Genomic DNA, 25491 nt, shown 5'->3' on the forward strand with positions numbered 1-25491 from the left:
GACGGGCGGAGCAGTCGGGAAAACCCCAAACCTTCCCTCCGCCGGTCTTAACCGGATCAGGTTCAACGGGTTCGCAATTTGCATCTCAGCCACGCAGGCACCCCGAGGTGCGATGACACCTAGCGCCCACCCCGACCCCGATCAAGGCAAAACCGCTTGAGAAGCCCCCCGCGCCCCGCTATTCCAACCAGCAAAGGAGCGCCCCAATGAGCATGAACACATTCGGTCATCTTTTCCGCGTCACCACTTGGGGCGAAAGCCACGGTCCCGCGCTTGGGGCTACGGTGGACGGCTGCCCGCCGGGCGTGACGCTGGACCCTGCGATGCTTCAGGAATGGCTGGACCGGCGCAAACCGGGGCAGAACAAATACACCACCCAGCGGCGCGAACCCGACGCGGTAAAAATCCTGTCTGGCGTGTTCGAGGGCGTATCCACCGGCACCCCCATTCAGTTGATGATCGAAAACACCGATCAGCGATCCAAGGATTACGGCGACATCGCCGAAAAATTCCGCCCCGGCCATGCCGATATTACCTATTGGCAGAAATACGGCATCCGTGACTATCGCGGGGGCGGTCGTTCCTCGGCCCGCGAAACAGCGGCACGGGTGGCTGCCGGGGGTGTCGCACGCGAGGCGCTTAAATCGCTGATACCCGGTGTGGAAATCAAGGGCTACATGACCCAGATCGGCCCGCATAAAATTGACCGTGATCGGTTCGACTGGGATCAGATCGAACAGAACCCGTTCTGGTGCCCTGATGCTACGGCGGCGGATGAATGGGCCACTTACATGGATGCGCTACGCAAATCCGGCAATTCCGTCGGGGCCGTGGTCGAGGTTGTGGCCCGTGGCGTTCCCGCCGGGCTGGGCGCTCCGATCTATGGCAAGCTGGACACCGATCTGGCCGCCGCGATGATGTCGATCAACGCCGTGAAGGGCGTGGAAATCGGCGAGGGCATGAACGCCGCCTGCCTGACCGGCGAAGATAACGCTGACGAAATTTTCATGGGCAATGACGGGCAGCCCGTCTATTCGTCAAACCACGCGGGCGGCATTCTGGGCGGCATTTCCACCGGACAGGATCTGGTGGTGCGCTTTGCGGTGAAACCCACCAGTTCCATCCTGAAAACCCGCCAGACCATCACCAAATCCGGTCAGGCCGCCGAAATCATCACCAAGGGCCGCCACGATCCTTGTGTCGGCATCCGCGCCGTCCCGGTGGGCGAGGCGATGATGGCTTGCATTATTCTGGATCATTTGCTGCTACATCGCGGCCAGATCGGGGAAAATCGCGGAAAGATCGGGTAATGCACACTTTGCGCCACGCCCTGCGCCAGATTGCGCAACGGGACATGGCGCAGGATGCCGCCCATGATCTGCCGCATCTGGATCGGGTTTGGGAAAACTGCCGGATCATTGCGGCGGATATGGGTGGCACATCCCGCCCGCTATTGGCCGCCGCCTATCTGCACGATCTGGTCAACCTGCCCAAAAACGCACCGAACCGTGCGCAGGCCTCGGCCCTGTCCGCACAGGCTGCCGTGTCGCATTTGCAGGCGCTGGGTTTTCCTGAAAATGAAATCGCAGAAACCACCCACGCCATTGCCGCACACAGCTTTTCCGCTGGAATAGAGCCTGAAACAGACACGGCCCGCATTCTGCGCGATGCGGATCGACTGGATGCGCTGGGGGCAATCGGGATCGCCCGTGCCTTTGCCGTATCTGGCGCGCTGAACCGTCCGCTTTATGATGCCGACGATCCCTTTGCCCGGACGCGAGACGCGAATGACACCCAATTCGCGTTGGATCACTGGCCGCGGAAACTGCTGCGCCTGCCCGATGACATGCAAACCGAAACAGGCCGCCGGATCGCACAGAAAAGGCTGGCAACCATGCACCGTTTTCTGACCGATCTGGCCGATGAAATCGGCACCCAAGCCCCGACCCACTGGATTTGATATGCTGGATATTCTGACCATCACCTTTCCGATTTTCGCAGCCATCGCCCTTGGCTACGGCACCACCCGCGCCGGGGTTTTTGCGGCATCGGATATGCGTGTTCTTGGGAAATACGTCCTGAACATCGCCCTGCCCGCACTGCTGTTTTCCGCCGTGGGCAAGCGTGATCTGTCCGAGGTGCTGAATATCGGCTACATGTCCGCCTTTCTGGCAGGCGGGCTGGCGACCATTGCCATCAGCTATCTGGTCTTTGCCGCGCAGGGGATTGGCCCCGCCCGCCGCGCGATTGGCGCAATGGGATCAAGCTGCCCCAATTCCGGCTATGTCGGTTTTCCGGTGATGCTGCTGCTGTTTCAGGACAAGGCAGGCGTTATCCTTGCCCTGAATTTCGTGATCGAAAATTTCTTTCTGATCCCGGTCTGCCTGGTCCTGCTGGAACTGTCCCGCAAGGAAGACCACCATTCAATCGGCAAAATGCTACGCGGCCTGTTCCTGTCCGTTCTGAAACGCCCGATGGTCATCGGACTAATCGCAGGATTTGCACTGATGCTGTCCGGGCTGGAATTGCCCGATGCGGCCAACCGGCTGCTGGATATGCTGGCGGCGTCATCATCGGCCTTGGCCCTGTTTGTGATCGGTGGGTCGCTGGTCGGCCTGCCGATGAAGGGCAATACAGGACTGGCCACTCAAATCACACTGGGCAAGCTGGTGCTGCACCCCGCGCTGGTTTTCGGCGCAGCGATCCTGCTGCCGATGCTGGGCCTGCCCGCCGTAACGGGTGATATGCACACTGCATTGATCCTGTCCGCCGCGATGCCAATGTTTGGCATCTACACGGTGCTGGCCCAGGAATACGGACACGAAGGCTTGGCCTCTATCGCGCTGCTAAGCGCCACAACAGCCGCATTCTTCACCCTGTCCGCCTTGCTGGGTTGGCTGACCTGATACAAACGGGCTTCTTTCTGATCCCAAATACTCCTGCCGGAGGCCCGGAAAATTGCAAATTTTCCGGTCAAAATTCTTTCCAAGAATTTTGCGGCACCCTCAGCCCTTCGGCGTTTGCCGAGACAGTTGCACCGCCAGAATCCCTGCCGCAATGATCACCACACCGACAACATCCAATACCCCCAAGGTTTCCCCCAGCAACACCGCCGCAATGGCAACACCGAAAAACGGGTTCAGAAAGTGGAAGGTTGCCGCCTTGATCGCGCCAATGTGGTTCACCAGCGTGAACCAAACCCATGTCGCAGCCAAACCCGGCACCAGCGTGGTGTACAGGAACGCCACCACCAACTGCCAGTTCCAGGTCACATGTATCGTTTCAAACACCGCCGAAGCCAGAGCCAGACAGACAGCGCCGACCATCATCTGCAAACCCACGATCATCATCACGTTCCCGCCCGAAGATGCCCCGCGCACCGATAGCGTGGCGACAGTCAGCGCCGCCGCGCCCATGAAGCACAGCGCCAATCCGGTGCGGTCAACGCCACCTTCCAGACGAGCCCCCATGATCAGCACAACGCCGATAATGCCCAACCCCAAACCGATCACACCCATCAGGGGCAGTTTATCCCGGAACACCACCCAACCGGCCAGCGCCACCATCAGCGGCATGGTCGACGCCACGATAGAAGCCAACCCTGCCTCGACCGTTTGCATGGCAATGAAATTCAGGCCCAGATACAACGCGTTCTGGCATACCCCAAAAATAATCGTGGCCCGCCATTGCGCCCGTGTCAGCCGAAACGTCTGACCCAAGGCCAACGCAATCGCCACGCCCAATATCCCTGACACCAAAAACCGCAACGACAGGGATGCCATCGGTGGCGCATAGGCCACGATCACCCGAGCCGAGGTAAAGGCCGAAGACCACATCAGGGCAAAGGCCAGCCCCATACCGATCGCGCGAATATCCACCCATAACCTCCGAATGCAAAAAGGGCCGCCTGTTCGGGGCGACCCTTTCGTAAACTCACGTCAGATGCAAGCTTAGCCGTTCACGCTGTCTTTCAGCGCTTTTGCGATCGTCATTTTCACGACCTTGTCGGCTTCTTTCTTGATCTGTTCGTTGGTGGCGGGGTTGCGCACCATACGCTCGGGGCGTTCGCGGCAATAGATTTTACCAATGCCCGGCAGGGTCACGGCACCGCCACCGGCGACTTCGCGGGTGATGATCGCAGTGATTGCATCCAGCGCAGCCGAAGCCGCTTTCTTCTCGCTGCCCATTTCCTCGGCCAGAGCAGCAACCAGCTGAGTCTTGGTCATCGGTTTGGTCATTTTTTTATTCTCCTTACATTGCCCGATTTCTTGGGCCTCATTGGCGCGTATTTAACTGTATGTCGTGGGGGAACACAACGAATTGTGGTCCGAAACCCCATAAAAACATGCCCTATGGGCGGATTGACGCGAAGTCACAGAAACGCTGTCTCGTCGAAGCTACGCAGTTTCCGACTGTGAATACGTTCCAGCGGCATGTCTCTTAACCGCTCCATCGACCGAATGCCAATCAGCAAATGCCGCGATACCTGTGTTTTATAAAAATCGCTGGCCATACCGGGCAGTTTCAGTTCGCCATGCAGCGGCTTATCGCTGACACATAGCAACGTGCCGTATGGAACCCGGAACCGGAATCCATTGGCGGCGATGGTGGCGCTTTCCATGTCCAGCGCCACGGCGCGACTTTGGCTTAGGCGTTGCACCGGGCCGGTATGGTCCCGCAATTCCCAGTTGCGATTGTCCAGACTGGCCACGGTGCCAGTACGCATGACCCGTTTCAGGTCATACCCTTCCAGCGCGGTTTCTTCAGCTACGGCAGTTTCCAGCGCGATCTGAATTTCCGCCAGCGCCGGAACAGGCACCCACACCGGAAGATCGTCATCCAGCACCTTGTCCTCGCGCAGATAGGCATGGGCGAGCACGAAATCCCCCAGCGATTGCGATGCCCGCAACCCGGCGCAATGCCCCACCATAATCCACGCATGGGGCCGCAACACCGCAATATGATCCGTCGCGGTTTTCGCGTTGGACGGACCCACCCCGATATTCACCAGCGTGATTCCGGCCCCATGCCGACGTTTCAGGTGATAGGCTGGCATTTGCGGCATCTTTTCCGACGGCGGCAGCGGATCATCCGGTCCTGTGATCTGGGCATTTCCAGTGGACACAAACGCCGTATACCCGCTGTCCGGGTCCGCCAGCATCCGCCGGGCATAGGCCTCGAATTCAGACACATAGAACTGGTAATTGGTGAACAGAACATGGTTCTGGAAATGCTTTGGGTCGGTCGCGGTGTAATGCGCCAGACGGGCCAGAGAATAATCCACCCGTTGCGCGGTAAACGGGGCCAAGGGCCGGGTGCCGTCGGCAGGCACCTGATAGGTGCCATTCACGATGTCATCGTTTGTTGTGGTCAGGTCTGGCACATCGAACACATCGCGCAGGGTAAAGGACGCGGCACCTTCCTGTGGCACGGTCGCCGCCTCGTTCGCCATGGCGAAATGAACCGGCATTGGCGTATCGGACACGCCCACGATCACAGGAACCCCATGATTATGAATCAACAGACCAATCTGCTGTTCCAGATAATAGCGAAACAAATCCGGGCGCGTGACGGTCGTGGCATAGGTGCCGGGTTCAGCGACATGGCCAAAGCTAAGCCGGGAATCGACCTTGGCAAAGCTGGTCGTGGTAATCCGCACCTCGGGGTAATAGGCGCGGTATCGGGCATCGGCATCCCCCGCCGCCATCGCCGCATTAAAACGGTCCGACAAAAAGGCCACTGCGCCGTTATACAGCGCCTCCAGACGATCCACGGCAGCCTTGGCATCGGTAAAGGCTTCGGGTGCGGGCAAATCCGGTGTTTCGATCCGGGGATTTTGCAGGCAGGGCGTCATCAAGGCTGTCCTTTTTTATCAGACGTTGGCACGGGTTCGGGCCGGGTTCAACCATGACCGGCACCGCACCACAAATGGATGAAGAAACCGTGTCTGGCAATCAGCCCATTCTATATGCAAAGCGACATCCACCACTCATAAAGCCGCCGCAAACTGTGGCCCGATGGTTCGCCCTGTGCCACAGTGCGCCAAACCCCAACAGAAAGGCCAGACCATGAGCGTGACCCAACTTCAGCCCAATATCGAAAACTGGCAGGAACGGGTGGATCTGGCTGCGGCGTTCCGCTGGACCGCCCGCCTGAACATGCACGAGTCGGTGGCAAACCATTTCAGCCTTGCCATCAATGACGACGGCACCCGGTTCCTGATGAACCCCAACCAAATGCATTTTGCCCGCATCCGGGCCAGTGACCTGATCGTGGTGGATGCCAACGACCCAGACACGCTGAAAGGTCCGAATGCCCCCGATCCAACCGCTTGGGGGCTGCATGGCGGGTTGCATCGGCTATGTTCCCATGCCCGCTGCGCCATGCACGTGCATTCGATCCACGCCACGGTTTTGGCATCACTGGCCGACAGCCGCCTGCCCCCGATTGATCAGAACTGTGCGACCTTCTTTAACCGCTATGTGATTGATGACAATTACGGCGGTCTGGCGTTCGAGGACGAAGGCGCGCGTTGTGCGACCCTGCTGGCGGACCCAAAGAAAAAAGTGCTGATCATGGGCAATCACGGCGTCATGGTGATCGGCGATACTGTGGCCGAAACCTTTAACCGGCTGTATTATTTTGAGCGGGCGGCAGAAACCTATATCCGCGCCCTGCAAACCGGCCAGCCCCTGCGGGTTTTGTCGGATGATGTGGCCGAAAAAACCGCGCAAGAACTGGAAACCTATCCAGAACAGGACATCCGCCATCTGGCCGAACTAAAAGCTATCCTTGACGAAGAAGGATCGAACTACGCCACATGAGCCTGCCAGCCCCAGACGACCTGCATCGGTTTATACTGGCGCAGTCCCGCAACTATGCAGATGCCGAGCGTGAAATTCGGCAGGGCAAGAAAACAAGCCATTGGATGTGGTATGTTTTTCCGCAACTGCGTGGGCTGGGCCAGTCGAATTTTGCTCAGCTTTACGGGTTGGACGGTATCGGGGAAGCAGCGGCCTATCTGGCTGATCCGGTTCTGGGGCCGCGACTGATCCATATGTGTGATCTGATGCTGACCCATACGGGTATTCCGGCCCAGAACATCCTTGGGCCGATTGACGCCAGAAAGCTGCGCAGTTGCGCCACGCTATTCGCCCGGCTGCCTGATGCCCCCTTGGTTTTCGCGCAGGTGTTGGACCAGTTTTATGATGGTCAGCCCTGCCCGAAAACACTGGCGCTTCTGGATCAGGGCTTGCACGGCTGACGGGGGCGGTCCACTCTGCCCGGCAAGAGCAGACTGCGGAGACCCCGATGGATTACATGAACCTGATCTGGCTGTTTATCCTGTTCACCGCACTGCAACCGGCACTGATGAAGCGGCTTCAGGAAACCCTGCGCCAGCGCAAGATCGAAGAAATCCAGAAAAAACGCGGCAGCCGTGTGATCGTGCTGGTTCACCGGCAGGAAACCATGAGCCTGCTGGGCTTTCCGCTGGTCCGCTATATCGACGTGCAGGACAGCGAACAAATCCTGCGGGTGATCGACAACACCGATGATAGCACCCCGATTGATCTGGTGCTGCACACCCCCGGCGGGATGGTTCTGGCCGCCACGCAAATCAGCCGCGCCCTGCGCAAACACAAATCCGATGTACGCGTTCTGGTCCCGCATTACGCCATGTCCGGCGGTACGCTGATGGCGCTGGCGGCGGATCAGATCATCATGAACCGCCACGCCGTTCTTGGCCCGATTGACCCACAATTAGGGGACCGCCCCGCCGCGTCGATCCTGTCCGTCGTGGTGCAAAAATCCCCTGAAAAGGTCGAGGATGAAACCCTGCTGATGGCCGATATGGCACAAAAGGCGCTGAATCAGGTCTGGGACGAGGCGGTTTCGCTGCTGACCAGCCATATGCCCAAGGACAAGGCCGAAAAGGTGGCCGAACAATTATCGTCAGGGCAATGGACCCATGATTACCCAATTTCCGCCGAGGAAGCGCAGGACATGGGCCTGCCTGTCAGCACGGATATGCCTGTCGAAGTGATGGACCTGATGAAATTATATCCGCAACCCGCCAACAAACAGGGCGGCGTGGAATATCTACCACGAAAATAAAGGGGGGCTGTCTGCCCCCCTCGGCCTTCGGCCTCTCCCCCCGAGGATATTTTCCCCAAGAAAGAGCCTGTTTGTATCGCAACAGGCTCAGGCCGCGTCGAAATCCAGAACCAGCTTTTCACTGGTCGGTCGTGCCTGACAGCCAAGGGTAAAACCTGCCTCCAGCTCCCACGGTTCCAGCGAATAGTTCACCGCCATTTCGGCGCTGCCTTCTTCGACTTTGCAGCGGCAGGTGCAGCACATACCGCCCTTGCAGGAATAAGGAAGCTCCAAGCCATGACGCGCCGCAGCATCCAGAACCGTGTCATCCTGTGCATCGAATTCAAACACGCGGCGGGTGCCGTCCAGAATAACCTCGACCGTGACGCCATTTTCAGCGGCGGCTTCGGCAGCGGCGGATTTGGGCGCACGCGGTTGTTCACCGTCTTGGAAGAACCGTTCAAAATGGATCGCCTCTTTCGCGACGCCTTCGGCTTCCAATGTTGCGGCCACGTCGTCGATCATGTCGCCCGGCCCACACAGATACACCCCGTTCGCACCCGCCAGATCAATCGCGCCGGCACGGCCCAAAGCCGCCACCTTTTCCCCGGTGATCCGCCCGTTCAGCAGGTCCACATCCTGCGGTTCACGGCTTAGGATATGGATCAGCGTAAACCGATCTGTGTAGCGGTCTTTGAACGCATCCAACGCATCGCGGAACATGATACTGCCAGTGGCGCGATTGCCATAGACCAGCGTGACCTCGTGTCCCTGCTCCAGCGCGTTCGCCGCAATCGACACCATCGGCGTGATGCCCGATCCCGCGGCGATCAACACCAGTTGCGCCTCGTCACGCGGGCAAAACCGGCCTTCGGGTGGCATGACCTGAATAACATCGCCAGCCTTCAATCCCTGGGCAAAGGTGGAAAACACCCCATCGTCGACCTTCTTCACCCCTACGCTCAGCGGTTTACCCGGCAAGCTGGCGATAGAATAGGATCGGCGCAAATCTTCGCCCCCGATTTCTGTACGCAGGGTCAGGTATTGCCCCGGCTTCCAGTCAAACGCCCCGTTCAATTCGCCCGGCACGTCAAAGGTGATCGCCACGGAATCCGGCGTTTCCTGCCGCACGTCTTGGATGGTCAACTGATGAAACATTTCGCCAGTCCTCTCAGATACATTTGAAATAGTCGAAGGGTTCGGCGCAGGCGCGGCAACGATAGTGTGCCTTGCACGCGGTCGAGCCGAACTCGCTTAGTTTTTCGGTGTCATCCGACCCGCAGCGCGGGCAGGTAACGCTGGTTTCCCCAAACAGGGCCAGCGCTTTGCCGCTTTGGCCTTGGGGTGGGGCAATACCATAGTCGCGCAGCTTGGCCCGGCCTTCGTCGGTGATCCAATCCGTCGTCCACGCCGGGGAAAGCACCCGTTCGATCTGAACCCCCTGCACCCCGGCCCCCAGAATTGCCGTTTCAATCGCCAATTCAATCGCCAGCGTTGCCGGACACCCCGAATAGGTCGGCGTCACCCCCACCCGGCAGACCCCGTTTTCGACCCGAACCCAGCGCAAAATGCCCAGATCAGCCACCGTGACACAGGGAACTTCGGGATCGGGAACCTGCGCGGCAGCGGCCCAAGCGCGCGCCTCCTCCTGCGCGGCAAGGGACATTACCAGCGCGCCCCCGGATGCGCCCGATACAGCGATTGCATTTCAGCCAGCATATGCCCCAGACCTTCGCCATGACGCCCGTCGCGCCCGCCGGTTTGCGGGTAGTCCACGCTGGGCGCTTCCAGCAAGGCTTCGGTGAACACCTGCGCAATCACCGCATCAAAGGCCGGGCGCATGTCCGCCCGTTTGGGCAACACGCCTGCGGCCTCGGCCTCTGCCGCAGCGGCGGAGCTTTCGAACAGTTCATCCACATAGATCGACAGGGCAAATACCGCATCCCGCATCCGCGCGGCGCTTTCATCGGTCCCATCGCCCAGACGGATCACCCATTCCCCGGCGTGGCGAATGTGATAGGCCATTTCCTTTGCCGCCTTGCCCGCAACCCCGCGCACCACCTCGTCCGTGCCGTTCAGCGCCGCATCCCAAAACGGTTTCATGAAAGCCGCGAAATACAGTTGCCGCAGCATGGTCTGGGCGAAATCCTCGTTCGGGCGTTCGACCAGCAGACAATTGCGGTATTCCCGTTCGCCGCGCAGGAATGCCATGTCATCTTCGGACTGGCCCTTGCCTTCCAGCGCGGCTGCCCGATCATACAGCACCCGTGCCGTCCCGATCAGATCCAGCGCCATGTTCGGCATAGCCAGGTCTTCCTCCAACATCGGGGCATGGCCGCACCATTCCGATAACCGATGCCCCAGCACCAGATTATCGTCGGCCAGTTCCAGCAAAGCCTGATAAACAGCCATTACATATGCCCCACTTCTTCGGGGATGTCATAGAATGTCGGGTGGCGATAAATCTTGTCTGCGGTCGGCTCGAAATTCTCGGCTGCCTGATCGGGATCGCTGGCCACGATATCGGCAGAACGCACCACCCAGATCGAGGTGCCTTCGCCCCGGCGGGTATACACGTCCCGCGCCGCTTGCAGCGCCAGAACCTCGTCCGCGGCGTGGATCGAACCCACATGTTTATGCGACAGCCCGTTGCGGGGCCGAATGAACACTTCCCAAAGCGGGGTCGTCGTGACCATCTCGCTCTCCTCTTTCATCTTGCAAAAAATACTCCGGGGGGTCCGGGGGGCTGGCCCCCCGGTGCTACGGGAAACCCGCCCGCTTTATTCCGCCGCCATTTTCCGGGCGCGGCGCTTTTCGGCATGGGCCAGCGCGGCCTCGCGCACCCAAGCGCCGTTATCCCACGCCGCCTTGCGGTCCTTGATCCGATCCCGCGCCATCGGGCCGTGGCCTTTGACAACGCGCCAGAATTCGGACCAATCAATCGGCCCGTGATCGTAGCCGCCTTTTTCCTCGTTCCATTTCAGATCGGGATCGGGGATTTTCAGACCCAGATATTCCGCTTGCGGCACGGTTGCGTCGATGAATTTTTGACGCAGTTCATCGTTGCTGAAGCGTTTGATTTTCCACGCCATCGACTGATCCGAATGCTGGCTGTCTGCATCATGCGGGCCAAACATCATGATCGAGGGCCACCACCAGCGGTTCAGACTGTCCTGCGCCATTTCCTTTTGTTCCGGTGTCCCCTGCGCCAGCGTCATCACGATTTCATACCCTTGGCGCTGGTGGAACGACTCTTCCTTGCAGACGCGGATCATCGCGCGGGCATAGGGGCCGAACGAACAACGGCACAGCGGAATCTGGTTCATGATCGCCGCACCATCCACCAGCCAGCCGATAGTGCCGATATCGGCCCAGCTTAGCGTGGGATAGTTGAAGATCGACGAATACTTGGCCTTACCCGAAAGCAGTTCTTCGGTCATTTCCTCGCGGCTGACGCCCAGCGTTTCGGCGGCTGAATACAGATACAGCCCATGCCCGCCTTCGTCCTGTACCTTGGCCAGCAGCGCGGCCTTGCGGCGCAACGTGGGCGCACGGGTGATCCAGTTCCCTTCGGGCAGCATCCCCACGATTTCCGAATGCGCGTGCTGGCCGATCTGGCGGACCAGCGTCCGGCGATAGCCTTCGGGCATGGCGTCGGTCGGTTCAATCTTCTGCTCGGCATCAATCCGCGCCTGAAACCGATCCAGGAATTCCTGTGTTTCGTGGGTCGATCCATCGGCCCCAATCAAACCTTGCGAATACATTGGCTAGGTCTCCTCCTGTCGCTTAACCTGTTATATGTTACGAAAATTACAAAATAAAGAATTTTCGTAACACTTGCTGTTGAATTTCTTTCAGCGCACAACTGGCGCATGGCTAAGACATTGATCTCTTTCGGACATGGATATTCAGCTTCGGCGCTTGCAAAGCTGCTGATTCCGCTGGGTTGGACGGTTTACGGCACCACACGCAGCGCGGACCGCGCAGAATCACTCGCCCGGACCGGCGTCATTCCTGTCCTTTGGGAACAGGATAACATGGACAGCGTTTTTGCGCAGGCCAGTCATCTGTTGATTGCGGCAGGCCCGGATGCCGAAGGCGACCCCACATTGCGCCTGTATCGCGACCAGATCACCACGCTGGCGCCGCAACTGGAATGGGCGGGCTATCTGTCTACCACCGGCGTATACGGCGATCATCAGGGCGGCTGGGTGGATGAAAACACGCCGCTGACCCCCTCAACCCGCCGGGGGCAATGGCGTGTGGCGGCGGAATCTGAATGGCGCTCCATTCCCAATCTACCGCTGCATATTTTCCGGCTTGCTGGTATTTATGGCCCCGGTCGTGGCCCCTTTGCCAAGGTTCGCAACGGAACAGCCCGCCGCATTATCAAGGAAAATCAGGTGTTTTCCCGCATCCATGTGGACGACATCGCTCAGATCTTACTGGCATCCATCACCCGGCCCAATCCCGGCGCGGTTTATAATGTCTGCGATGATCTGGCTGCCCCGCCCGAGGATGTCATCGCACATGCCGCCGATTTGCTGGGCCTGCCGATCCCCCTGGCAGAACCGTTCGAGTCAGCGGACATGACGCCGATGGCCCGCAGTTTCTATGCGGAATCCAAACGGGTACGGAATGACCGGATCAAACAAGATTTGGGTGTGACGCTGAAATACCCCGACTATCGCGCGGGGCTGGCGGCACTATTGGGCGCGGAATAATTCACGCCCATCCATGCGGAACAGCAGCGCCCCAACCGGGGCGCCTGTCAAAAATCAATCTGCGGCAATCAAAATTGCAATAAGCAGACCCAGCCCCATCACGGACCCACCCGAGCTGGACGAGGATGCTTCGTCAGCGACCACAACAGGTTCCATAACAGCCGGTTCAGGCGAACCGGCAAAGGCGGGGGCTGCGGCCAACAACAACGCGGCGGGCAGGACGATCAGCGATTTCATGCTGTTTTCTCTCCAATTTGGGCGATTCCCAGAACTGCCAAAACCTTTGCGCGGATATCCGCCGCATTCAAGCCAGCCACAGCATACATGTCATGCTGTGTTGCCTGATCGACAAAAATATCGGGCAAAACCATCGACCGGAACTTCAATCCGTGATCGAACGCGCCCTCATCTGCCAGCAATTGCGCCACATGGCTGCCGAATCCGCCTACGGCCCCTTCTTCGATGGTGATCAGCGCCTCGTGATCTGCTGCCAGCTTGAGAAGCAAATCACGGTCCAACGGCTTTGCGAAACGCGCATCTGCGACGGTCGGGGTAATGCCCTGCGCTGCCAAAGCCTCGCAGGCGGTCAGAACCTCGCTCAACCGGGTGCCAAAGGACAGGATCGCCACGCGTTTGCCCTGTTGGATCATGCGGCCCTTGCCGATTTCCAGCACCTCGCCACGCTCGGGCATGTCGACGCCCACACCTTCGCCACGCGGATAACGGAAGGCAATCGGCCCCTCGTCATGCGCGGCGGCGGTGGCCACCATATGCACCAGTTCCGCCTCGTCAGCCGGGGCCATCACCACCATACCCGGAAGGTTCGCCAGATACGCAATGTCATAACTGCCCGCATGGGTGGCCCCATCGGCCCCCACCAGCCCGGCCCGGTCAATCGCAAACCGCACCGGCAAGCGCTGGATTGCCACGTCATGCACAACCTGATCGTAGCCGCGCTGCAAGAACGTGGAATACATCGCGCAGAACGGTTTCAGCCCCCCCGCCGCCAAACCGGCGCTGAAGGTCACACCATGCTGTTCCGCGATCCCCACATCGAAACACCGGCTGGGATAGCGTTCGGCAAACAGGTTCAGCCCAGTTCCATCCGGCATGGCCGCCGTGACCGCGCAAATCTTATCGTCCTGCGCGGCATGGGCCAGCAACGCATCGGCAAACACCTTGGTATAGGACGGGGCATTGCTAGGGGCTTTTTTCTGCTCGCCCGTTACCACATCGAATTTCGCAGTCGCATGACCCCGGTCGCGGGCGCGTTCGGCGGGGGCATAGCCCTTGCCCTTTTTCGTCAGGACATGAATCAGGATTGGCCCCGTTGCCCGTGCTTTGATCGTGCGCAACACCGGCAGCAATTGCCCCATGTCATGCCCATCAATCGGCCCGACATAGGAAAAGCCCAATTCCTCGAACAGGGTGCCGCCAACGGCCATACCTTTTAGCATTTCCTTGGCGCGTTTTGCACCTTCGCGGAACGGTTCCGGCAGCAGTGAAACCGCACCCTTGGCAGCGGCCTTGAATTCCTGAAATGGTTCCCCGGCATATAGCCGCGACAGATAGGACGACAGCGCCCCAACCGGCGGCGCGATGCTCATTTCGTTGTCGTTCAGAATGACGATCAGCCGCTTTTTCAAATGACCGGCGTTGTTCATGGCCTCGAACGCCATACCCGCGCTCATGGAACCGTCCCCGATCACGGCGATCGCGTCACCCAATCCTTCGGGGGTGACGCCGCCCAGATCACGCGCCACGGCAAACCCCAAAGCCGCAGAAATCGAGGTCGAAGAATGCGCCGCGCCAAACGGATCATAGGGCGATTCCGACCGTTTGGTGAAACCGCTAAGCCCATCCTTCTGACGCAGGGTACGAATCCGATCCCGCCGCCCGGTGATGATCTTGTGCGGATAGCACTGGTGCGACACATCCCAGATCAATTTGTCCTTGGGCGCATCGAAAACCGCGTGCAGCGCCACGGTCAATTCCACCACGCCCAACCCGGCCCCCAAATGGCCGCCCGTGACGGAAACCGCACTGATCGTTTCCGCACGCAATTCATCAGCGACCTGCCGCAATTGCGCATCGCTGAACCGTTTCAAATCTGCCGGAACATGTACCTGATCCAGCAGCGGGGTCTTGGGTCGGTCTGGCATCGCCGCCTCCGGGAATTAGCTTTGACGCGAGATAACGAACCGCGCCGCCTCCCGCAAGGTTTGGGCCTGATCACCATAGGGGCCAAGCGCCGCATGGGCCTGTTCAATCAGTTCAGCCGCCCGCGCTTTGGCGCCATCCAGCCCCAGCAGGGATACAAAAGTGGCTTTTCCGGCATCGGCATCCTTGCCCACGGCCTTGCCCACTGTGGCGGCATCGCCTTCTACGTCCAAAATGTCATCTGCGATCTGAAAAGCAAGCCCCAGCGCCCGCGCATAATCGCGCAACGGCGCAGGATCGGCCCCGGCCATGACCGGGCCAGCCGTTGCCGCCCATTCAATCAAAGCCCCGGTCTTTCCGGCCTGCAAATGGGTGATCTGATCCAATGTCAGCGGCTGCGGTGCCGTTTCGGCGGCAATATCCAACGCCTGCCCCAAAACCATGCCCTGCGCCCCCACGGCCCGCGCCATGCCCAGCACCAGATCGGCCCGCACCTGCGCACCGCCACATTCCGGGTGCGCCAACAGCTCGAACGCCAATGACTGCAAGGCGTCCCCAGCCAAAACAGCGGTCGCCTGATCCCATTTCACATGAACCGTGGGCAAACCTCGGCGCATATCGTCATCGTCCATGCACGGCAAATCGTCATGCACCAGCGAATAGGCATGTAATGCCTCCACCGCCGCAGCGGCCCAAATCGCCCGATCCACTGGGACACCATGCAGCCGCGCCGATTCCAGGACCAGAAAGGCCCGCAATCGCTTGCCACCGGCGCTGGCATAGCGCATCGCCTGAACCACCGGCAAATCACCCATCGGGGTCATCACCGTATCCAGATGCGCCTGCACCCGGTCTGCAGCATCCTTTAAACGGTTCGGAAACACTTACAGCCCATCCACCGGCTTCAGGCCTGCGGCATTGCCATCACCATCCAGCGTGATCGCGGCCACTTTTTCTTCGGCCTCTTTCAGCTTGGCTTCGCAGCGTTTTTTCAATTCGGCCCCGCGTTCATACAGCTTGATCGAATCCTCCAGCGCGACATCGCCGCGTTCCAATGCCCCCACGACCTTTTCCAGTTCGGTCATGGCTTCTTCGAACGACATTTCAGATACGGGGCGGTCTGTCATCTGACACTCCTTGGGTCGGTTGCCGCGCCACCATATCCGCGCCCGCAGGCAGGTTCAATTCAGTTGACGCCCGCCCCGCCCTGCCGGATGCTGCCCCTGACATGAGCATTGTAACAACCGACAACACCCAAGCCTTTCCCGAACAAGCCGCCGCCGCCCGCACCCGCGCCGAACAGGCCGCGCAAGCGGCGGGGCTGGTGGTGACGTTGGACGATATTTTGCGCTTTGTTCCCGGCAACCGGGTCATCCTGCGCGGTCGGCTTGCAGACAGCCCTGCTGTGTTTCGCCTGCCCCTAAACCCCGAAAGCCACGAACATATCGCCCGCGAATGGGCCGAACTGACCCGCAGTTATGCCTATATGGCCACCGGCCCCAATCGCGTCGCCAAGCCGTTGTGTTTCGACGAAACAAGCGGCCTGATGGCGATGTCTCTGATCGACGGCACGCCGCTGATGCGCCACCTGTGGTCATTGGATATGGAACAGCGCAACGCGCCCTATGCACATGCAGGGGCGTGGCTATCCGCCTATACCGCCCCCAGCCAAACCACCCGCCCCGCCAACAACCGCCACTGGCTGCGCCGCGCCAAAGAGGCGGTCGCCCAGCAACCCCACCCCGCACTGGCAGAAATCGAACGGCGGATTTTCCGCAATATGCGCCATCTGGCGAAACACATAGAACCTCAGGAATGGCGTGTGGCCATTACGCATGGCGATTTTCACCCCAACAATCTGATCCTGTCCGGTGATGTTCTGACAGGGATTGATACAGGTGGGTCATCCATCGCCCCGATCTACAAGGATATTGCCCGGTCGCTGACACATATGGCCCGCCGCGGGTTGTATTTTGGCCCCAAGCGGCACTTTGGCATGGATGCGCTGGCCTTTGGCGCGATGGCCGATGCCATGCACCTGAATGAAACAGAGCGCACCCTGTTCCTGCCCTATCTGATTTGTTTTGAAACCTTGTTCCGCGTGGAACACCCAGAGATGCCGCCCCACCGTGTTCAACACGCAATAGACATGGCGCAAAACCTGCTGCGCGACCTGCGCCAGATCACTTGACCGCCGCACAGGCGGAAAGGTCGGTTTTTGAGTATTTTTGGCAAGATGAAAGGCGCGTGAACACCCTTAATCCGGTGCCAGCATATACCCGGCGCCGCGCACCGTTTGCAGATAACGGGGTTGCTTCGGGTCTGCCTCGATCTTTCGGCGCAGGCGGGTGATTTGCACATCTACCGCGCGTTCCTGCGCCTGCCCACGGTCACGCCCCAGATCTTCGACCAGTTTTGTGCGACTGATCGCTTCATTCGGGCGGGCCGCGAAAATTTTCATCAACTGGCTTTCCGTGGCGGTCAGGCGGATCAGGTGATCGCCCTCCCACATCTCGCCCCGGTCAATATCATAGCGAATTGGACCAAGCATCAGAACCTTTGGCCCGGTATCCAAGGACACGACTTCGGGCATACGGCGCAGAATGGCATTGATCCGCAGCAGCAATTCCTTTGGCTCGAACGGTTTTGCCAGATAATCATCTGCCCCGGCTTCCAACCCTGCGATCCGATCTTCGGTTTCGCCGCGTGCGGTCAGCAACAGAATCGGCGTGGTCAGTTCAGATCGCAGGCTGCGCGTCAGCGTTACGCCATCTTCGCCCGGCATCATCACGTCCATCACGATCAGGTCAAATTCCAGCCCGGACAGCAACCGCCGCGCATGGGCCGCGTCCCGCGCCGCCGATACCAGAAACCCGTTCCGCATCAGGTATTTTTGCAACAACCCGCGAATCCGCTCGTCATCATCGACAATCAGAAGATGGGGGGCGACGTCGCTCATGCCCCGTTCTCCCGCAGGGCATGATATTTGCGGCGCATTTCCGGGTCCATCATCGCCTCTAGCACCTGTCGGAACCCAGCCACCGCCTGCGGCCCTGCCGCGCGATAGGCCGCCCGCATACGCGCACGCTGCGCATCCGACAGTTTACGTTCCAATGCCTCGCCGTCTTCGGTCAAATACAGGTGGCGTTCCCGCTTATCCGTTTGCCCCACGCGGCTTTCGACCAAACCATCCTCGATCAGCGTCCGCAGCACCCGGTTCAGGGATTGCTTAGTCACGCCCAGCAACACCAGCAGGTTATTCACCGTCGTTCCCGGCGCACGGTTGATAAAGTGAATCGCCCGGTGATGCGCCCGACCATAGGCCATCCCGGCCAAGATCCGATCCGGGTCTGCCGTGAAACCGCGGTATGCAAAGAACATCGCCTCGATTCCCTGACGCAGTTGTTCGTCCGTCAGGAACAGAAGACTTTCGCCGGTGGTAACGTCAGACATGGCGGCCCCTTTGTTTGAAAGTTTATAAAATGTCCGCTTTTCCAGCAGCTTAAGTCAGTCTTATTGACATTCCAAGTCCGAACTGTTAGCGAATCGCAGCTTTGACGCAAGAAAATGTCCACTACGGACCAATACCACGCAACTTTCGCAAAGCTTCACGGTGCAGGAGGGATAGATGGCTGGATATGATGATCGCGACGGAAAAATCTGGATGGATGGGGAAATGGTGGACTGGCGCGACGCCAAGGTTCACATTCTGACCCACGCGCTGCATTACGCGTCTTCCGTGTTCGAGGGCGAGCGGTGCTATAACGGTAAGATTTTCCTAAGCCGGAAACATTCCGAACGTCTGCTGAATTCTGGCAAGATGATGGACATGCCGATCCCCTATACTGTCGACGAAATCGAAGCAGCCAAGAAAGCTGTGCTGGAAGCCAACGGTTTCACCGATGCCTATGTGCGCGTGGTCGCATGGCGCGGCGCAGGCGAAGATATGGGCGTATCTGCGGCCCGTAACCCGGTGCGTATGGCCGTGACTGCGTGGGAATGGGGCAGCTACTATGGCGACGCCAAATTCAAGGGCGCCAAACTGGACGTGGCCAAGTGGAAACGCCCCAGCCCCGACACCATCCCGACCGCAGCCAAGGCCGCTGGCCTGTATATGATCTGCACCATGTCCAAACACGCCGCCGAAGCCAAAGGCTGTTCGGACGCGATGTTCATGGATTATCGCGGTTATGTGGCCGAAGCGACCGGCGCGAATATCTTCTTTGTCAAAGATGGCGAAGTCCACACCCCGCTGCCCGATGCCATCCTGAATGGCCTGACCCGCCAAACCGTGATTGGCCTGCTGAAAGATCGCGGCATCACCGTCCATGAACGCCACATCCTGCCGAAAGAGCTGGACGGGTTTGAACAGTGCTGGCTGACAGGCTCCGCCGCCGAAGTCACCCCCGTGGGCCAAATCGGTGACTGGACATTCGAGGTGGGCGACCTGACCCGTGAAATCTCGGACGCGTATGAAAAACTGGTCCGCAGCTAAGACAGCCCTGAAATCACACAAGCGCCGGTCATCGACCGGCGCTTTTTTGTTTGTGGCTCAGAAATCGACCCCACGCTGCGCTTTAATGCCCGCCTTATAGGGGTGCTTCACCTCGGTCATTTCCGTCACCAAATCGGCATAATCACACAGCAACGCGGGCGCATCCCGGCCCGTCAGAATCACGCTGGTGCGATCGGAACGGCGCTTCAGCCCGTCCAGAACCTGCTCTGGGCTTAGATATTCATACCGCAGCGCAATGTTGATTTCGTCCAGCACAATCAGATCGTAATCGCCGCTTTCCATCATTTCACAGGCACGATCAAACGCCGCCACCGCGGCCGCAATATCGCGTTCCCGGTCTTGGGTGTCCCATGTGAAACCTTCGCCCATCGTGTGCCAGTCAATCCCACCAAGCCGCTGGAAAAACTGGCGTTCGCCCGTGATCCAGCTTCCCTTGATGAATTGGACCACCCCCACGGTTTTCTTCCATCCCAGCGCCCGGACAATCACCCCAAAGGCCGAAGACGACTTGCCCTTACCGTTGCCGGTGTGGATCAGAACCAGACCCCGCCCCGGATCCTGTGCTTCGGCCACTTTTTCACGGTGGGCCTTTTGCATCGCCTGCATTTTCGTCTTGTGATCGTCAGTCATGTCGCGCCTCCTGTTTGCTGACGCTGCATACAAGAAAGGCCAGAGTTTTCCACCCCGGCCTTTCATCAATAATCACGGATCAACGCGTCACCCCGGACTCATTCCGCGTAGGCGTTCTGACCGACGGCGCAGCAGTTCAACAGTCGTCAACAGCGCGATGGAAATCAGAACAAGGATGGTTGCCACCGACAGGATCGCCGGGCTGATCTGTTCCCGGATACCGTTCCACATCTGGCGCGGGATCGTTTGTTCATCCAAACCACCGACAAACAGCACCACCACCACTTCGTCGAATGAGGTCACAAAGGCGAACAACGCACCCGAAATCACCCCCGGCAAGATCAGCGGCATCTGCACCCGGCGGAAGGTGGTGATCGGGTCAGCCCCCATATTCGCCGCCGCGCGGGTCAGCGAATGATCGAAGCCCACCAACGTGGCTGTCACGGTGATGATGACAAAGGGAATGCCCAAAGTCGCGTGCGCCAAAATGACCCCCAGATAGGGAATCCCCCAATTCTGGATCGAAATGGCCGAGTAGAAGAAGAACAACCCTGTGGCCACGATGATGATCGGCACGATCATCGGGGAAATCAGGATCGCCATAATCACCCGGCGGGCGGGCATTTCAGGGCGCGACAGACCCAGCGCTGCCACGGTTCCCAACCCGGTTGCCAGAATGGTGGAAAAGAAACCGATGATAACCGAATTCTTTGCCGCATTGATCCACGCCGCATTCGTCCAGGCGTCTGCCCACCAGCTTGTATCGCGGGGGGCATCGGGGGCCAACATCCCAAAGGTCAGCAGCATATCGTACCACCGCGTTGAATACCCCGTGGGATCGAAGTTCAGCATCTTGTCGGTAAAGGTGAAATACGGCTCTGCGTTAAAGCTTAGCGGCATCACCACAAGGATCGGCGCGATCAGGAACAGGAAGATCAGCGTACAGATCACCAGGTAAGTATAATGCCAGGCTTTTTCTAACGGATCAGCATAGGACGGAAGTGCCATGTTCGTATCTCCCCTTAGCCCAATTTCAGATTGTCGATGCCGATCAGGCGGTCATACAGCCAGTACAGGATCATGACCCCGCCCAGCAGCAGCGCGGCCAATGCGGCAGCCAGCGACCAGTTCAGCGATTTTTGCATATGGAACGCAATCAGGTTGGAAATCAGCTGACCATCAGCTCCCCCCACCAGCGCCGGGGTGATGTAGTAGCCAACTGCCAGAATGAACACCAGCAGCGCACCAGCACCGATCCCCGGCACGGTTTGCGGGAAATAAATCCGGCGGAACGCGGTCCAGCTTGTTGCGCCCAATGAACGTGCGGCACGTACATAAGACGGGTTAATCGGGCGCATCACGGAATACAGCGGCAACACCATAAAGGGCAGCAGGATATGCGTCATCGCAATGACCGTACCCAGTTGGTTGTACATCATTTGTAGCCGGTTTTCATCGCCCAGCAGCCCCATACCCACAAGCGAGTCATTGATAACCCCCTGCGATTGCAGCAACACCATCCAGCTTGTCGTCCGCACCAGAAGCGAAGTCCAGAATGGCAGCAGCACAAGGATCATCAACAGGTTGGAATGGCGCAGCGGCAACGTGGCCAGCAAATGCGCAATCGGATAGGCCAGCACAAAGGTCAGGAACGTGATCAACAGCGACAGGAACAACGTGCGCTGGAACAGCTTCACATAGACCTGACGGTTTTCATCGACCATCACCACATTGCCATTCACGTCTTTGGTGCGATCCACCGCCGCCAGATAGAAATTGCCAGTATAAGAAGAGCTTGCATCGCGCATCACGCGCCACAATTCCGGGTCTGCCCAATCCTTATCCAGATCCAGAATGGCCTCTTTGAACGGGGGTTCCAGCTTGTCGGCCTTCCGCGCGGCTTTGGTAAACATCGACCGCGAACCGGATTTTTCATAGTTAATCCGCGTACCAGCCTGACCGGCGGCGCGCAGATCTTTCAGAACCACCAAATCCGCCGCCAACGCAGCATAGGCCGTTTCATTCGGTTCTGTTCCCAGCGGGTTTTCATCAAACCACGCCGCCAAATTTGTCATGATCGGGGTGCGCACACCGGAACCGATTTCTTCGTGAACGGTAAAACCTTCGTTATAGAAAGATTTGTGAAGCATCTGGCCAATCGGAATCACAAACGTGATCAAAATAAAGGCCAGCAACGGCAGCACCAGAAAAAACGCTTTGCGTTTTGCCCGCGACTGTGCCCGTGCCAACGCCTGTTTCAGCGGTTTACCATCCGCTGTTGTCAGTTGCCCGGTCTGTCCGTTCGCTGTTGCGTCGGTCATGTGGATTGCACCTTTTCCCCGTGGTGGGTCGGGCCTTTTGCGGCCCGTACCCGTTAGTTCAGGAAACGCCCCCGTTCCGCACGGGGGCGCCGAAGCGAATGCTTAGTTCGCCAACCAAGCGTTGAAACGCTCGTTCAGCTCGGCATCTTTATCGACCCAGAACTCAAAGTTGTTGACCAACGCGTTTTCCAGATTGGCGGCAGCGGTGGGCATATGCGGTGCCATCTGGGTTTTGCCGTCCGAGTACAGGCCAACCAATGCGCCCGAAGATTTACGCGCCGGGCCGTAGGAAATCCACGATGCCTGATCTGCCAGCGGCTTGGTGCCGGTCGAGAACGCGATGAATTTCTTCGCGTTTTCCAGATTCGGTGCGCCTTTGGGGATCACAAACAGGTCGAAGTCCAGAATTTGGCCGTCCCACATAACCACCAGCGGCTGATTTTCTGCGACTGCCGCGTTGAAGATACGGCCGTTATATGCGGTCGACATTACAACTTCGCCATCTGCCAACAATTGCGGCGGCTGTGCGCCAGCTTCCCACCAGACGATATCGCCTTTGATGCGGTCCAGAACGGCGAATGCGCGGTCTACGCCTTCGTCAGTATCCAGCATGTCATACACTTCGCCAGCCGGAACGCCATCGCCCATCAGAGCCATTTCCAGCGTTGCCTTGGCCGACTTACGCAGGCCACGTTTGCCAGGGAATTTTGCGGTGTCAAAGAAATCGGCGATCGTGGTCGGCGTACCCGAAACGTTTTTCGAGTTATACGACACAACGGTCGACCACACGATGTTGGCCACCGCGCAATCCTGCAATGCGCCTTCGATGAAATCATCGGCGGCCGGGGTACCATCGGGGGCAGCGGGTAGCATCGACTGGTCGATGGGTTCCAGCAGACCTTCGTCACACAGGCGCACAGCATCCGAGAATTCAACGTCAGCCACATCCACCGATACGTTACCGGCTTCGACCTGCGCCTTGATCGGGGTTGCGGGGTTATCCGCGTCGATCGAATTCACCTTGATGCCGAATTCAGCGGTGAAGGGCTTGTGATACGCTTCGACCTGGCTTTTGGCATACGAGCCGCCCCAGGACATCACGTTGACTTCTTGTGCCTGAGCCGCGAACGCTGCGCTGGTCAGGACCGAAGCCAGAAGTGCTGTTTTGAGTTTCATTATCCATAACTCCCATTGATGCCCGTTATTTTGAGGGTTCAGAGGCGGGGAACGGGCATACAGTCCACCCCTCCTTGGCCATCGAAGGTCCGGCCCGTAAGCCGGGCCTCCGAGAATTTAGTTAAGCATCCAATGCGCGGCAATCGCCGGGCAACCACCCGATTTCGATTTGCTGGCCGGGGGTCAGGCGCACCTGATCGGGGGCATTCCGCGTCTTTACCACGAAGTCTTCATTGCCAGCGACGCGCAGACGGGTGCGGAAAATATCGCCCATGTAGATGAACTCCAGCACCTCTGCTTTCAGCAGATGCGCACCGGGTTGCAGGCGCTCCTTGTTGAATTCCACCCGCTCGGGGCGGATCGAAACGCGGGTACGTTCGCCCGCTTTGGACACGTTCACCGGCTTGGCGTCGATCAGTTCGCCGTCGTCCAATTGGACGACGCACAGATCGCTGCCTTTCATTTCTTTTACCACGCCTTCCAGCGTGTTGTTTTCACCAATGAACTGCGCAACAAAGCTGTTCTGCGGCTCTTCGTACAGAACATCTGGCGGCGCAAGCTGCTGAATACGCCCATCGTCAAACACCGCCACGCGGTCCGACATGGTCAGCGCTTCGGTCTGGTCGTGGGTCACGTAAACCGTGGTAATCCCCAGCTCATGTGCCAAGCGCGTGATTTCAAACTGCATATGTTCGCGCAATTGTTTGTCCAGCGCGCCCAGCGGTTCGTCCATCAGCACCAGTTCCGGTTCAAACACCAGCGCCCGCGACAATGCGATACGCTGCTGCTGACCACCAGAAAGCTGCGCAGGGCGGCGCCCGCCGAATTGCCCCATCTGCACCATATCCAAGGCGCGTTTGATTTTTTCTTCCCGCTCGGATTTGCCGATCCCGCGCACTTCCAGCGGGAAGGACAGGTTTTCGGCCACAGTCATATGCGGAAACAGCGCGTAGTTCTGGAACACCATGCCAATCCCGCGCTTATGCGGCGGAATGTTGTTGATTGGCCTTCCATCCAAAAGAATTTCGCCGTGGGTGGCGGTTTCAAACCCCGCCAACATCATCAGGCAGGTGGTTTTCCCGGAACCAGACGGCCCCAGCATCGTCAGGAACTCGCCCTTAGGCATGCTCAGGTTCAGGTCTTTGACGACAAGAGTTTCACCGTCATAGCTTTTTTGCACCCGGTCAAACTTGACGAATGCGTCTTTGGTCTGTGTTTCAGCCAAAATCTGGTTCCCCGTTATTTTCCGTGCGGTTTACCCCGCGTCTTGTTTCCAAACTAAAACGCGGGATGCGCTGGGTTGCAACCGGAACACGGCATTTTTTGAGCAAATTACGACATTCGCCACCGGAATATGCACATATTCATACGAATTCGGGCATCAGAACGGGCAATAGCCTTCGTGCTGCGCATTCGCCTTCTGGAAAATCGCCCAAGAAACAGGCAGCCGCTTGCCGTGGCCAGCACAGGGCAGTCGCAAACATTTGTTATATATACAACTTATGCCTCGTGCGCCTTTGCCGGATAATATATCAGTGCAAGCGCGAAGGGCGTGACCCAATGGCATTGGGCGCCCGTCATCCGCTCGTCAAACAGCCCAGACATGCCGATCTGACCATTTTTTACACGCCCAAAGCTTTGGCACGATTCGCCCCCTGCAAATTGGCTGTTTCGCAGGAATTTCCACCGTCTGCCCCCTTGTTCACTCCCTTGGCTGTATACATCAGCGCATAAATTCACGCCTTTCAGGGGCCGATAATTCTGAAATCTTGGCTATTTATTTCAAAAACGACCCGTTTGTTCGTTTTTGGAATGGACCAGTTGTACACAAATTTGCCCCCCTGAGCAGAAACACCAACATCGCGGAGAC

28 protein-coding genes and 1 riboswitch are annotated in these 25491 nt (G+C 58.6%); of the genes, 9 read left to right on the plus strand and 19 right to left on the minus strand.

The window, feature by feature from the left end; all coding sequences use genetic code 11:
- Window positions 1–16: 16 nt before the first annotated feature.
- A riboswitch (TPP riboswitch) is annotated at window positions 17–115 on the minus strand.
- Window positions 116–206: 91 nt separating this feature from the next.
- From aroC to FN828_RS01565, 3 genes are read left to right on the plus strand one after another with little or no spacing between them, the layout of a single operon-like run.
- Window positions 207–1310, plus strand: coding sequence for a chorismate synthase (aroC, locus tag FN828_RS01555; protein WP_142491619.1), 1104 nt, complete (start codon window positions 207–209; stop codon window positions 1308–1310).
- Window positions 1310–1960 (plus strand): HD domain-containing protein, encoded by a 651-nt coding sequence (locus FN828_RS01560; RefSeq protein ID WP_142491620.1) that lies wholly within the window; start codon window positions 1310–1312, stop codon window positions 1958–1960. The genes aroC and FN828_RS01560 overlap by 1 nt, the downstream gene beginning before the upstream one ends.
- 1 nt (window position 1961) lies before the next feature.
- On the plus strand, window positions 1962–2906 hold the full coding sequence (locus tag FN828_RS01565; protein WP_142491621.1) for an AEC family transporter: 945 nt from the start codon (window positions 1962–1964) through the stop codon (window positions 2904–2906).
- A gap of 99 nt (window positions 2907–3005) precedes the next feature.
- Here the strand turns inward: FN828_RS01565 and FN828_RS01570 are convergent, their stop codons facing one another.
- The 3 genes from FN828_RS01570 to FN828_RS01580 form a co-directional block, all read right to left on the minus strand.
- A complete protein-coding gene (locus FN828_RS01570) occupies window positions 3006–3878 on the minus strand; it encodes a DMT family transporter (protein ID WP_142491622.1) in 873 nt (290 codons plus the stop codon).
- Between the two features lie 72 nt (window positions 3879–3950).
- Window positions 3951–4238 carry an HU family DNA-binding protein gene (locus tag FN828_RS01575; RefSeq protein WP_142491623.1) on the minus strand — a complete coding sequence of 96 codons (288 nt, stop codon included), beginning with the start codon at window positions 4236–4238 and terminating at the stop codon, window positions 3951–3953.
- A 134-nt stretch (window positions 4239–4372) separates the two neighbouring features.
- The gene (locus FN828_RS01580; RefSeq protein ID WP_142491624.1) at window positions 4373–5854 is read right to left on the minus strand and encodes an AMP nucleosidase; all 1482 of its coding nucleotides are present in this window, start codon (window positions 5852–5854) and stop codon (window positions 4373–4375) included.
- 214 nt (window positions 5855–6068) lie between these two features.
- On the opposite strand from FN828_RS01580, the gene FN828_RS01585 reads away from it, so the two are divergent.
- The 3 genes from FN828_RS01585 to FN828_RS01595 are packed head-to-tail and all read left to right on the plus strand — an operon-like array spanning window position 6069 to window position 8115.
- Window positions 6069–6824: a class II aldolase and adducin N-terminal domain-containing protein gene (locus FN828_RS01585; protein ID WP_142491625.1), complete on the plus strand. Its 756-nt coding sequence runs from the start codon at window positions 6069–6071 to the stop codon at window positions 6822–6824.
- Window positions 6821–7264 (plus strand): DUF1810 domain-containing protein, encoded by a 444-nt coding sequence (locus FN828_RS01590; protein WP_142491626.1) that lies wholly within the window; start codon window positions 6821–6823, stop codon window positions 7262–7264. The genes FN828_RS01585 and FN828_RS01590 overlap by 4 nt, the downstream gene beginning before the upstream one ends.
- Before the next feature lie 47 nt (window positions 7265–7311).
- Complete coding sequence (locus tag FN828_RS01595) at window positions 7312–8115, plus strand: SDH family Clp fold serine proteinase (protein WP_142491627.1); 804 nt, start codon at window positions 7312–7314, stop codon at window positions 8113–8115.
- Window positions 8116–8202: 87 nt separating this feature from the next.
- Here FN828_RS01595 and FN828_RS01600 read toward each other — a convergent pair whose 3' ends face one another.
- The 5 genes from FN828_RS01600 to paaA all read right to left on the minus strand — a co-directional run bounded on the left by FN828_RS01600 (window position 8203) and on the right by paaA (window position 11858).
- Window positions 8203–9252 (minus strand): 2Fe-2S iron-sulfur cluster-binding protein, encoded by a 1050-nt coding sequence (locus FN828_RS01600; protein ID WP_142491628.1) that lies wholly within the window; start codon window positions 9250–9252, stop codon window positions 8203–8205.
- Between the two features lie 13 nt (window positions 9253–9265).
- Entirely contained in the window at window positions 9266–9760 is a 495-nt protein-coding gene (paaD, locus tag FN828_RS01605; protein WP_142491629.1) for a 1,2-phenylacetyl-CoA epoxidase subunit PaaD, read from the minus strand.
- Window positions 9760–10506, minus strand: a complete 747-nt coding sequence (paaC, locus tag FN828_RS01610) for a 1,2-phenylacetyl-CoA epoxidase subunit PaaC (protein ID WP_142491630.1) — start codon at window positions 10504–10506, stop codon at window positions 9760–9762. Before paaC ends, paaD begins: the two co-directional genes overlap by 1 nt.
- On the minus strand, window positions 10506–10790 hold the full coding sequence (paaB, locus tag FN828_RS01615) for a 1,2-phenylacetyl-CoA epoxidase subunit PaaB (RefSeq protein ID WP_221930518.1): 285 nt from the start codon (window positions 10788–10790) through the stop codon (window positions 10506–10508). The genes paaC and paaB overlap by 1 nt, the downstream gene beginning before the upstream one ends.
- Before the next feature lie 84 nt (window positions 10791–10874).
- Window positions 10875–11858 carry a 1,2-phenylacetyl-CoA epoxidase subunit PaaA gene (paaA, locus tag FN828_RS01620; protein ID WP_142491632.1) on the minus strand — a complete coding sequence of 328 codons (984 nt, stop codon included), beginning with the start codon at window positions 11856–11858 and terminating at the stop codon, window positions 10875–10877.
- A gap of 108 nt (window positions 11859–11966) precedes the next feature.
- Here paaA and FN828_RS01625 point away from each other — a divergent pair, with 108 nt between their 5' ends.
- Window positions 11967–12818 (plus strand): SDR family oxidoreductase, encoded by an 852-nt coding sequence (locus tag FN828_RS01625; protein WP_142491633.1) that lies wholly within the window; start codon window positions 11967–11969, stop codon window positions 12816–12818.
- A gap of 54 nt (window positions 12819–12872) precedes the next feature.
- Here the strand turns inward: FN828_RS01625 and FN828_RS01630 are convergent, their stop codons facing one another.
- The 4 genes from FN828_RS01630 to FN828_RS01645 are packed head-to-tail and all read right to left on the minus strand — an operon-like array spanning window position 12873 to window position 16105.
- Complete coding sequence (locus tag FN828_RS01630; RefSeq protein WP_142491634.1) at window positions 12873–13055, minus strand: hypothetical protein; 183 nt, start codon at window positions 13053–13055, stop codon at window positions 12873–12875.
- A complete protein-coding gene (gene dxs, locus FN828_RS01635) occupies window positions 13052–14980 on the minus strand; it encodes a 1-deoxy-D-xylulose-5-phosphate synthase (protein WP_142491635.1) in 1929 nt (642 codons plus the stop codon). Before dxs ends, FN828_RS01630 begins: the two co-directional genes overlap by 4 nt.
- A gap of 15 nt (window positions 14981–14995) precedes the next feature.
- Window positions 14996–15862 (minus strand): polyprenyl synthetase family protein, encoded by an 867-nt coding sequence (locus FN828_RS01640; protein WP_328592197.1) that lies wholly within the window; start codon window positions 15860–15862, stop codon window positions 14996–14998.
- Window positions 15863–16105, minus strand: coding sequence for an exodeoxyribonuclease VII small subunit (locus tag FN828_RS01645; protein WP_142491636.1), 243 nt, complete (start codon window positions 16103–16105; stop codon window positions 15863–15865). It lies immediately after the preceding gene.
- Window positions 16106–16206: 101 nt separating this feature from the next.
- Between FN828_RS01645 and FN828_RS01650 the strand changes: the two genes are divergently transcribed.
- On the plus strand, window positions 16207–17169 hold the full coding sequence (locus FN828_RS01650; protein ID WP_185958902.1) for an aminoglycoside phosphotransferase family protein: 963 nt from the start codon (window positions 16207–16209) through the stop codon (window positions 17167–17169).
- A 66-nt stretch (window positions 17170–17235) separates the two neighbouring features.
- Here the strand turns inward: FN828_RS01650 and FN828_RS01655 are convergent, their stop codons facing one another.
- Together FN828_RS01655 and FN828_RS01660 are read right to left on the minus strand one after the other, a co-directional pair.
- A complete protein-coding gene (locus FN828_RS01655; RefSeq protein ID WP_142491638.1) occupies window positions 17236–17937 on the minus strand; it encodes a response regulator in 702 nt (233 codons plus the stop codon).
- Window positions 17934–18431 (minus strand): MarR family winged helix-turn-helix transcriptional regulator, encoded by a 498-nt coding sequence (locus FN828_RS01660; protein WP_142491639.1) that lies wholly within the window; start codon window positions 18429–18431, stop codon window positions 17934–17936. The genes FN828_RS01655 and FN828_RS01660 overlap by 4 nt, the downstream gene beginning before the upstream one ends.
- A gap of 175 nt (window positions 18432–18606) precedes the next feature.
- Here FN828_RS01660 and FN828_RS01665 point away from each other — a divergent pair, with 175 nt between their 5' ends.
- Window positions 18607–19473, plus strand: coding sequence for a branched-chain amino acid aminotransferase (locus FN828_RS01665; protein WP_142491640.1), 867 nt, complete (start codon window positions 18607–18609; stop codon window positions 19471–19473).
- 57 nt (window positions 19474–19530) lie between these two features.
- On the opposite strand, the gene cobO is transcribed toward FN828_RS01665, so the two are convergent.
- From cobO to FN828_RS01690, 5 genes are all read right to left on the minus strand, one after another.
- Window positions 19531–20124, minus strand: a complete 594-nt coding sequence (gene cobO / locus FN828_RS01670) for a cob(I)yrinic acid a,c-diamide adenosyltransferase (protein ID WP_142491641.1) — start codon at window positions 20122–20124, stop codon at window positions 19531–19533.
- Between the two features lie 87 nt (window positions 20125–20211).
- Window positions 20212–21132 (minus strand): ABC transporter permease, encoded by a 921-nt coding sequence (locus FN828_RS01675; RefSeq protein ID WP_142491642.1) that lies wholly within the window; start codon window positions 21130–21132, stop codon window positions 20212–20214.
- A 14-nt stretch (window positions 21133–21146) separates the two neighbouring features.
- The gene (locus tag FN828_RS01680; RefSeq protein WP_142491643.1) at window positions 21147–22445 is read right to left on the minus strand and encodes an ABC transporter permease; all 1299 of its coding nucleotides are present in this window, start codon (window positions 22443–22445) and stop codon (window positions 21147–21149) included.
- A 102-nt stretch (window positions 22446–22547) separates the two neighbouring features.
- Window positions 22548–23621 carry an ABC transporter substrate-binding protein gene (locus tag FN828_RS01685; protein ID WP_142491644.1) on the minus strand — a complete coding sequence of 358 codons (1074 nt, stop codon included), beginning with the start codon at window positions 23619–23621 and terminating at the stop codon, window positions 22548–22550.
- Between the two features lie 121 nt (window positions 23622–23742).
- The gene (locus FN828_RS01690; protein ID WP_408033790.1) at window positions 23743–24801 is read right to left on the minus strand and encodes an ABC transporter ATP-binding protein; all 1059 of its coding nucleotides are present in this window, start codon (window positions 24799–24801) and stop codon (window positions 23743–23745) included.
- Between the last annotated feature and the right edge of the window lie 690 nt (window positions 24802–25491).

Origin of the sequence: Thalassovita litoralis, from assembly GCF_900182725.1 — a bacterium.
GTDB lineage: Bacteria > Pseudomonadota > Alphaproteobacteria > Rhodobacterales > Rhodobacteraceae > Thalassobius > Thalassobius litoralis.

Bases quoted from the DNA above. Each gene is read 5' to 3' on its own strand.
- FN828_RS01685 (WP_142491644.1), bottom strand. From the start codon at position 23,621: ATGAAACTCAAAACAGCACTTCTGGCTTCGGTCCTGACCAGCGCAGCG.
- FN828_RS01560 (WP_142491620.1), top strand. From the start codon at position 1,310: ATGCACACTTTGCGCCACGCCCTGCGCCAGATTGCGCAACGGGACATG.
- FN828_RS01645 (WP_142491636.1), bottom strand. From the start codon at position 16,105: ATGACAGACCGCCCCGTATCTGAAATGTCGTTCGAAGAAGCCATGACC.
- dxs (WP_142491635.1), bottom strand. From the start codon at position 14,980: ATGCCAGACCGACCCAAGACCCCGCTGCTGGATCAGGTACATGTTCCG.
- FN828_RS01585 (WP_142491625.1), top strand. From the start codon at position 6,069: ATGAGCGTGACCCAACTTCAGCCCAATATCGAAAACTGGCAGGAACGG.
- cobO (WP_142491641.1), bottom strand. From the start codon at position 20,124: ATGACTGACGATCACAAGACGAAAATGCAGGCGATGCAAAAGGCCCAC.
- FN828_RS01595 (WP_142491627.1), top strand. From the start codon at position 7,312: ATGGATTACATGAACCTGATCTGGCTGTTTATCCTGTTCACCGCACTG.
- FN828_RS01675 (WP_142491642.1), bottom strand. From the start codon at position 21,132: ATGGCACTTCCGTCCTATGCTGATCCGTTAGAAAAAGCCTGGCATTAT.
- FN828_RS01625 (WP_142491633.1), top strand. From the start codon at position 11,967: ATGGCTAAGACATTGATCTCTTTCGGACATGGATATTCAGCTTCGGCG.
- FN828_RS01600 (WP_142491628.1), bottom strand. From the start codon at position 9,252: ATGTTTCATCAGTTGACCATCCAAGACGTGCGGCAGGAAACGCCGGAT.
- FN828_RS01660 (WP_142491639.1), bottom strand. From the start codon at position 18,431: ATGTCTGACGTTACCACCGGCGAAAGTCTTCTGTTCCTGACGGACGAA.
- FN828_RS01565 (WP_142491621.1), top strand. From the start codon at position 1,962: ATGCTGGATATTCTGACCATCACCTTTCCGATTTTCGCAGCCATCGCC.
- paaA (WP_142491632.1), bottom strand. From the start codon at position 11,858: ATGTATTCGCAAGGTTTGATTGGGGCCGATGGATCGACCCACGAAACA.
- FN828_RS01575 (WP_142491623.1), bottom strand. From the start codon at position 4,238: ATGACCAAACCGATGACCAAGACTCAGCTGGTTGCTGCTCTGGCCGAG.
- FN828_RS01590 (WP_142491626.1), top strand. From the start codon at position 6,821: ATGAGCCTGCCAGCCCCAGACGACCTGCATCGGTTTATACTGGCGCAG.
- paaC (WP_142491630.1), bottom strand. From the start codon at position 10,506: ATGGCTGTTTATCAGGCTTTGCTGGAACTGGCCGACGATAATCTGGTG.
- FN828_RS01630 (WP_142491634.1), bottom strand. From the start codon at position 13,055: ATGAAATCGCTGATCGTCCTGCCCGCCGCGTTGTTGTTGGCCGCAGCC.
- FN828_RS01655 (WP_142491638.1), bottom strand. From the start codon at position 17,937: ATGAGCGACGTCGCCCCCCATCTTCTGATTGTCGATGATGACGAGCGG.
- aroC (WP_142491619.1), top strand. From the start codon at position 207: ATGAGCATGAACACATTCGGTCATCTTTTCCGCGTCACCACTTGGGGC.
- paaB (WP_221930518.1), bottom strand. From the start codon at position 10,790: ATGGTCACGACGACCCCGCTTTGGGAAGTGTTCATTCGGCCCCGCAAC.
- FN828_RS01680 (WP_142491643.1), bottom strand. From the start codon at position 22,445: ATGACCGACGCAACAGCGAACGGACAGACCGGGCAACTGACAACAGCG.
- paaD (WP_142491629.1), bottom strand. From the start codon at position 9,760: ATGTCCCTTGCCGCGCAGGAGGAGGCGCGCGCTTGGGCCGCTGCCGCG.
- FN828_RS01665 (WP_142491640.1), top strand. From the start codon at position 18,607: ATGGCTGGATATGATGATCGCGACGGAAAAATCTGGATGGATGGGGAA.
- FN828_RS01650 (WP_185958902.1), top strand. From the start codon at position 16,207: ATGAGCATTGTAACAACCGACAACACCCAAGCCTTTCCCGAACAAGCC.
- FN828_RS01580 (WP_142491624.1), bottom strand. From the start codon at position 5,854: ATGACGCCCTGCCTGCAAAATCCCCGGATCGAAACACCGGATTTGCCC.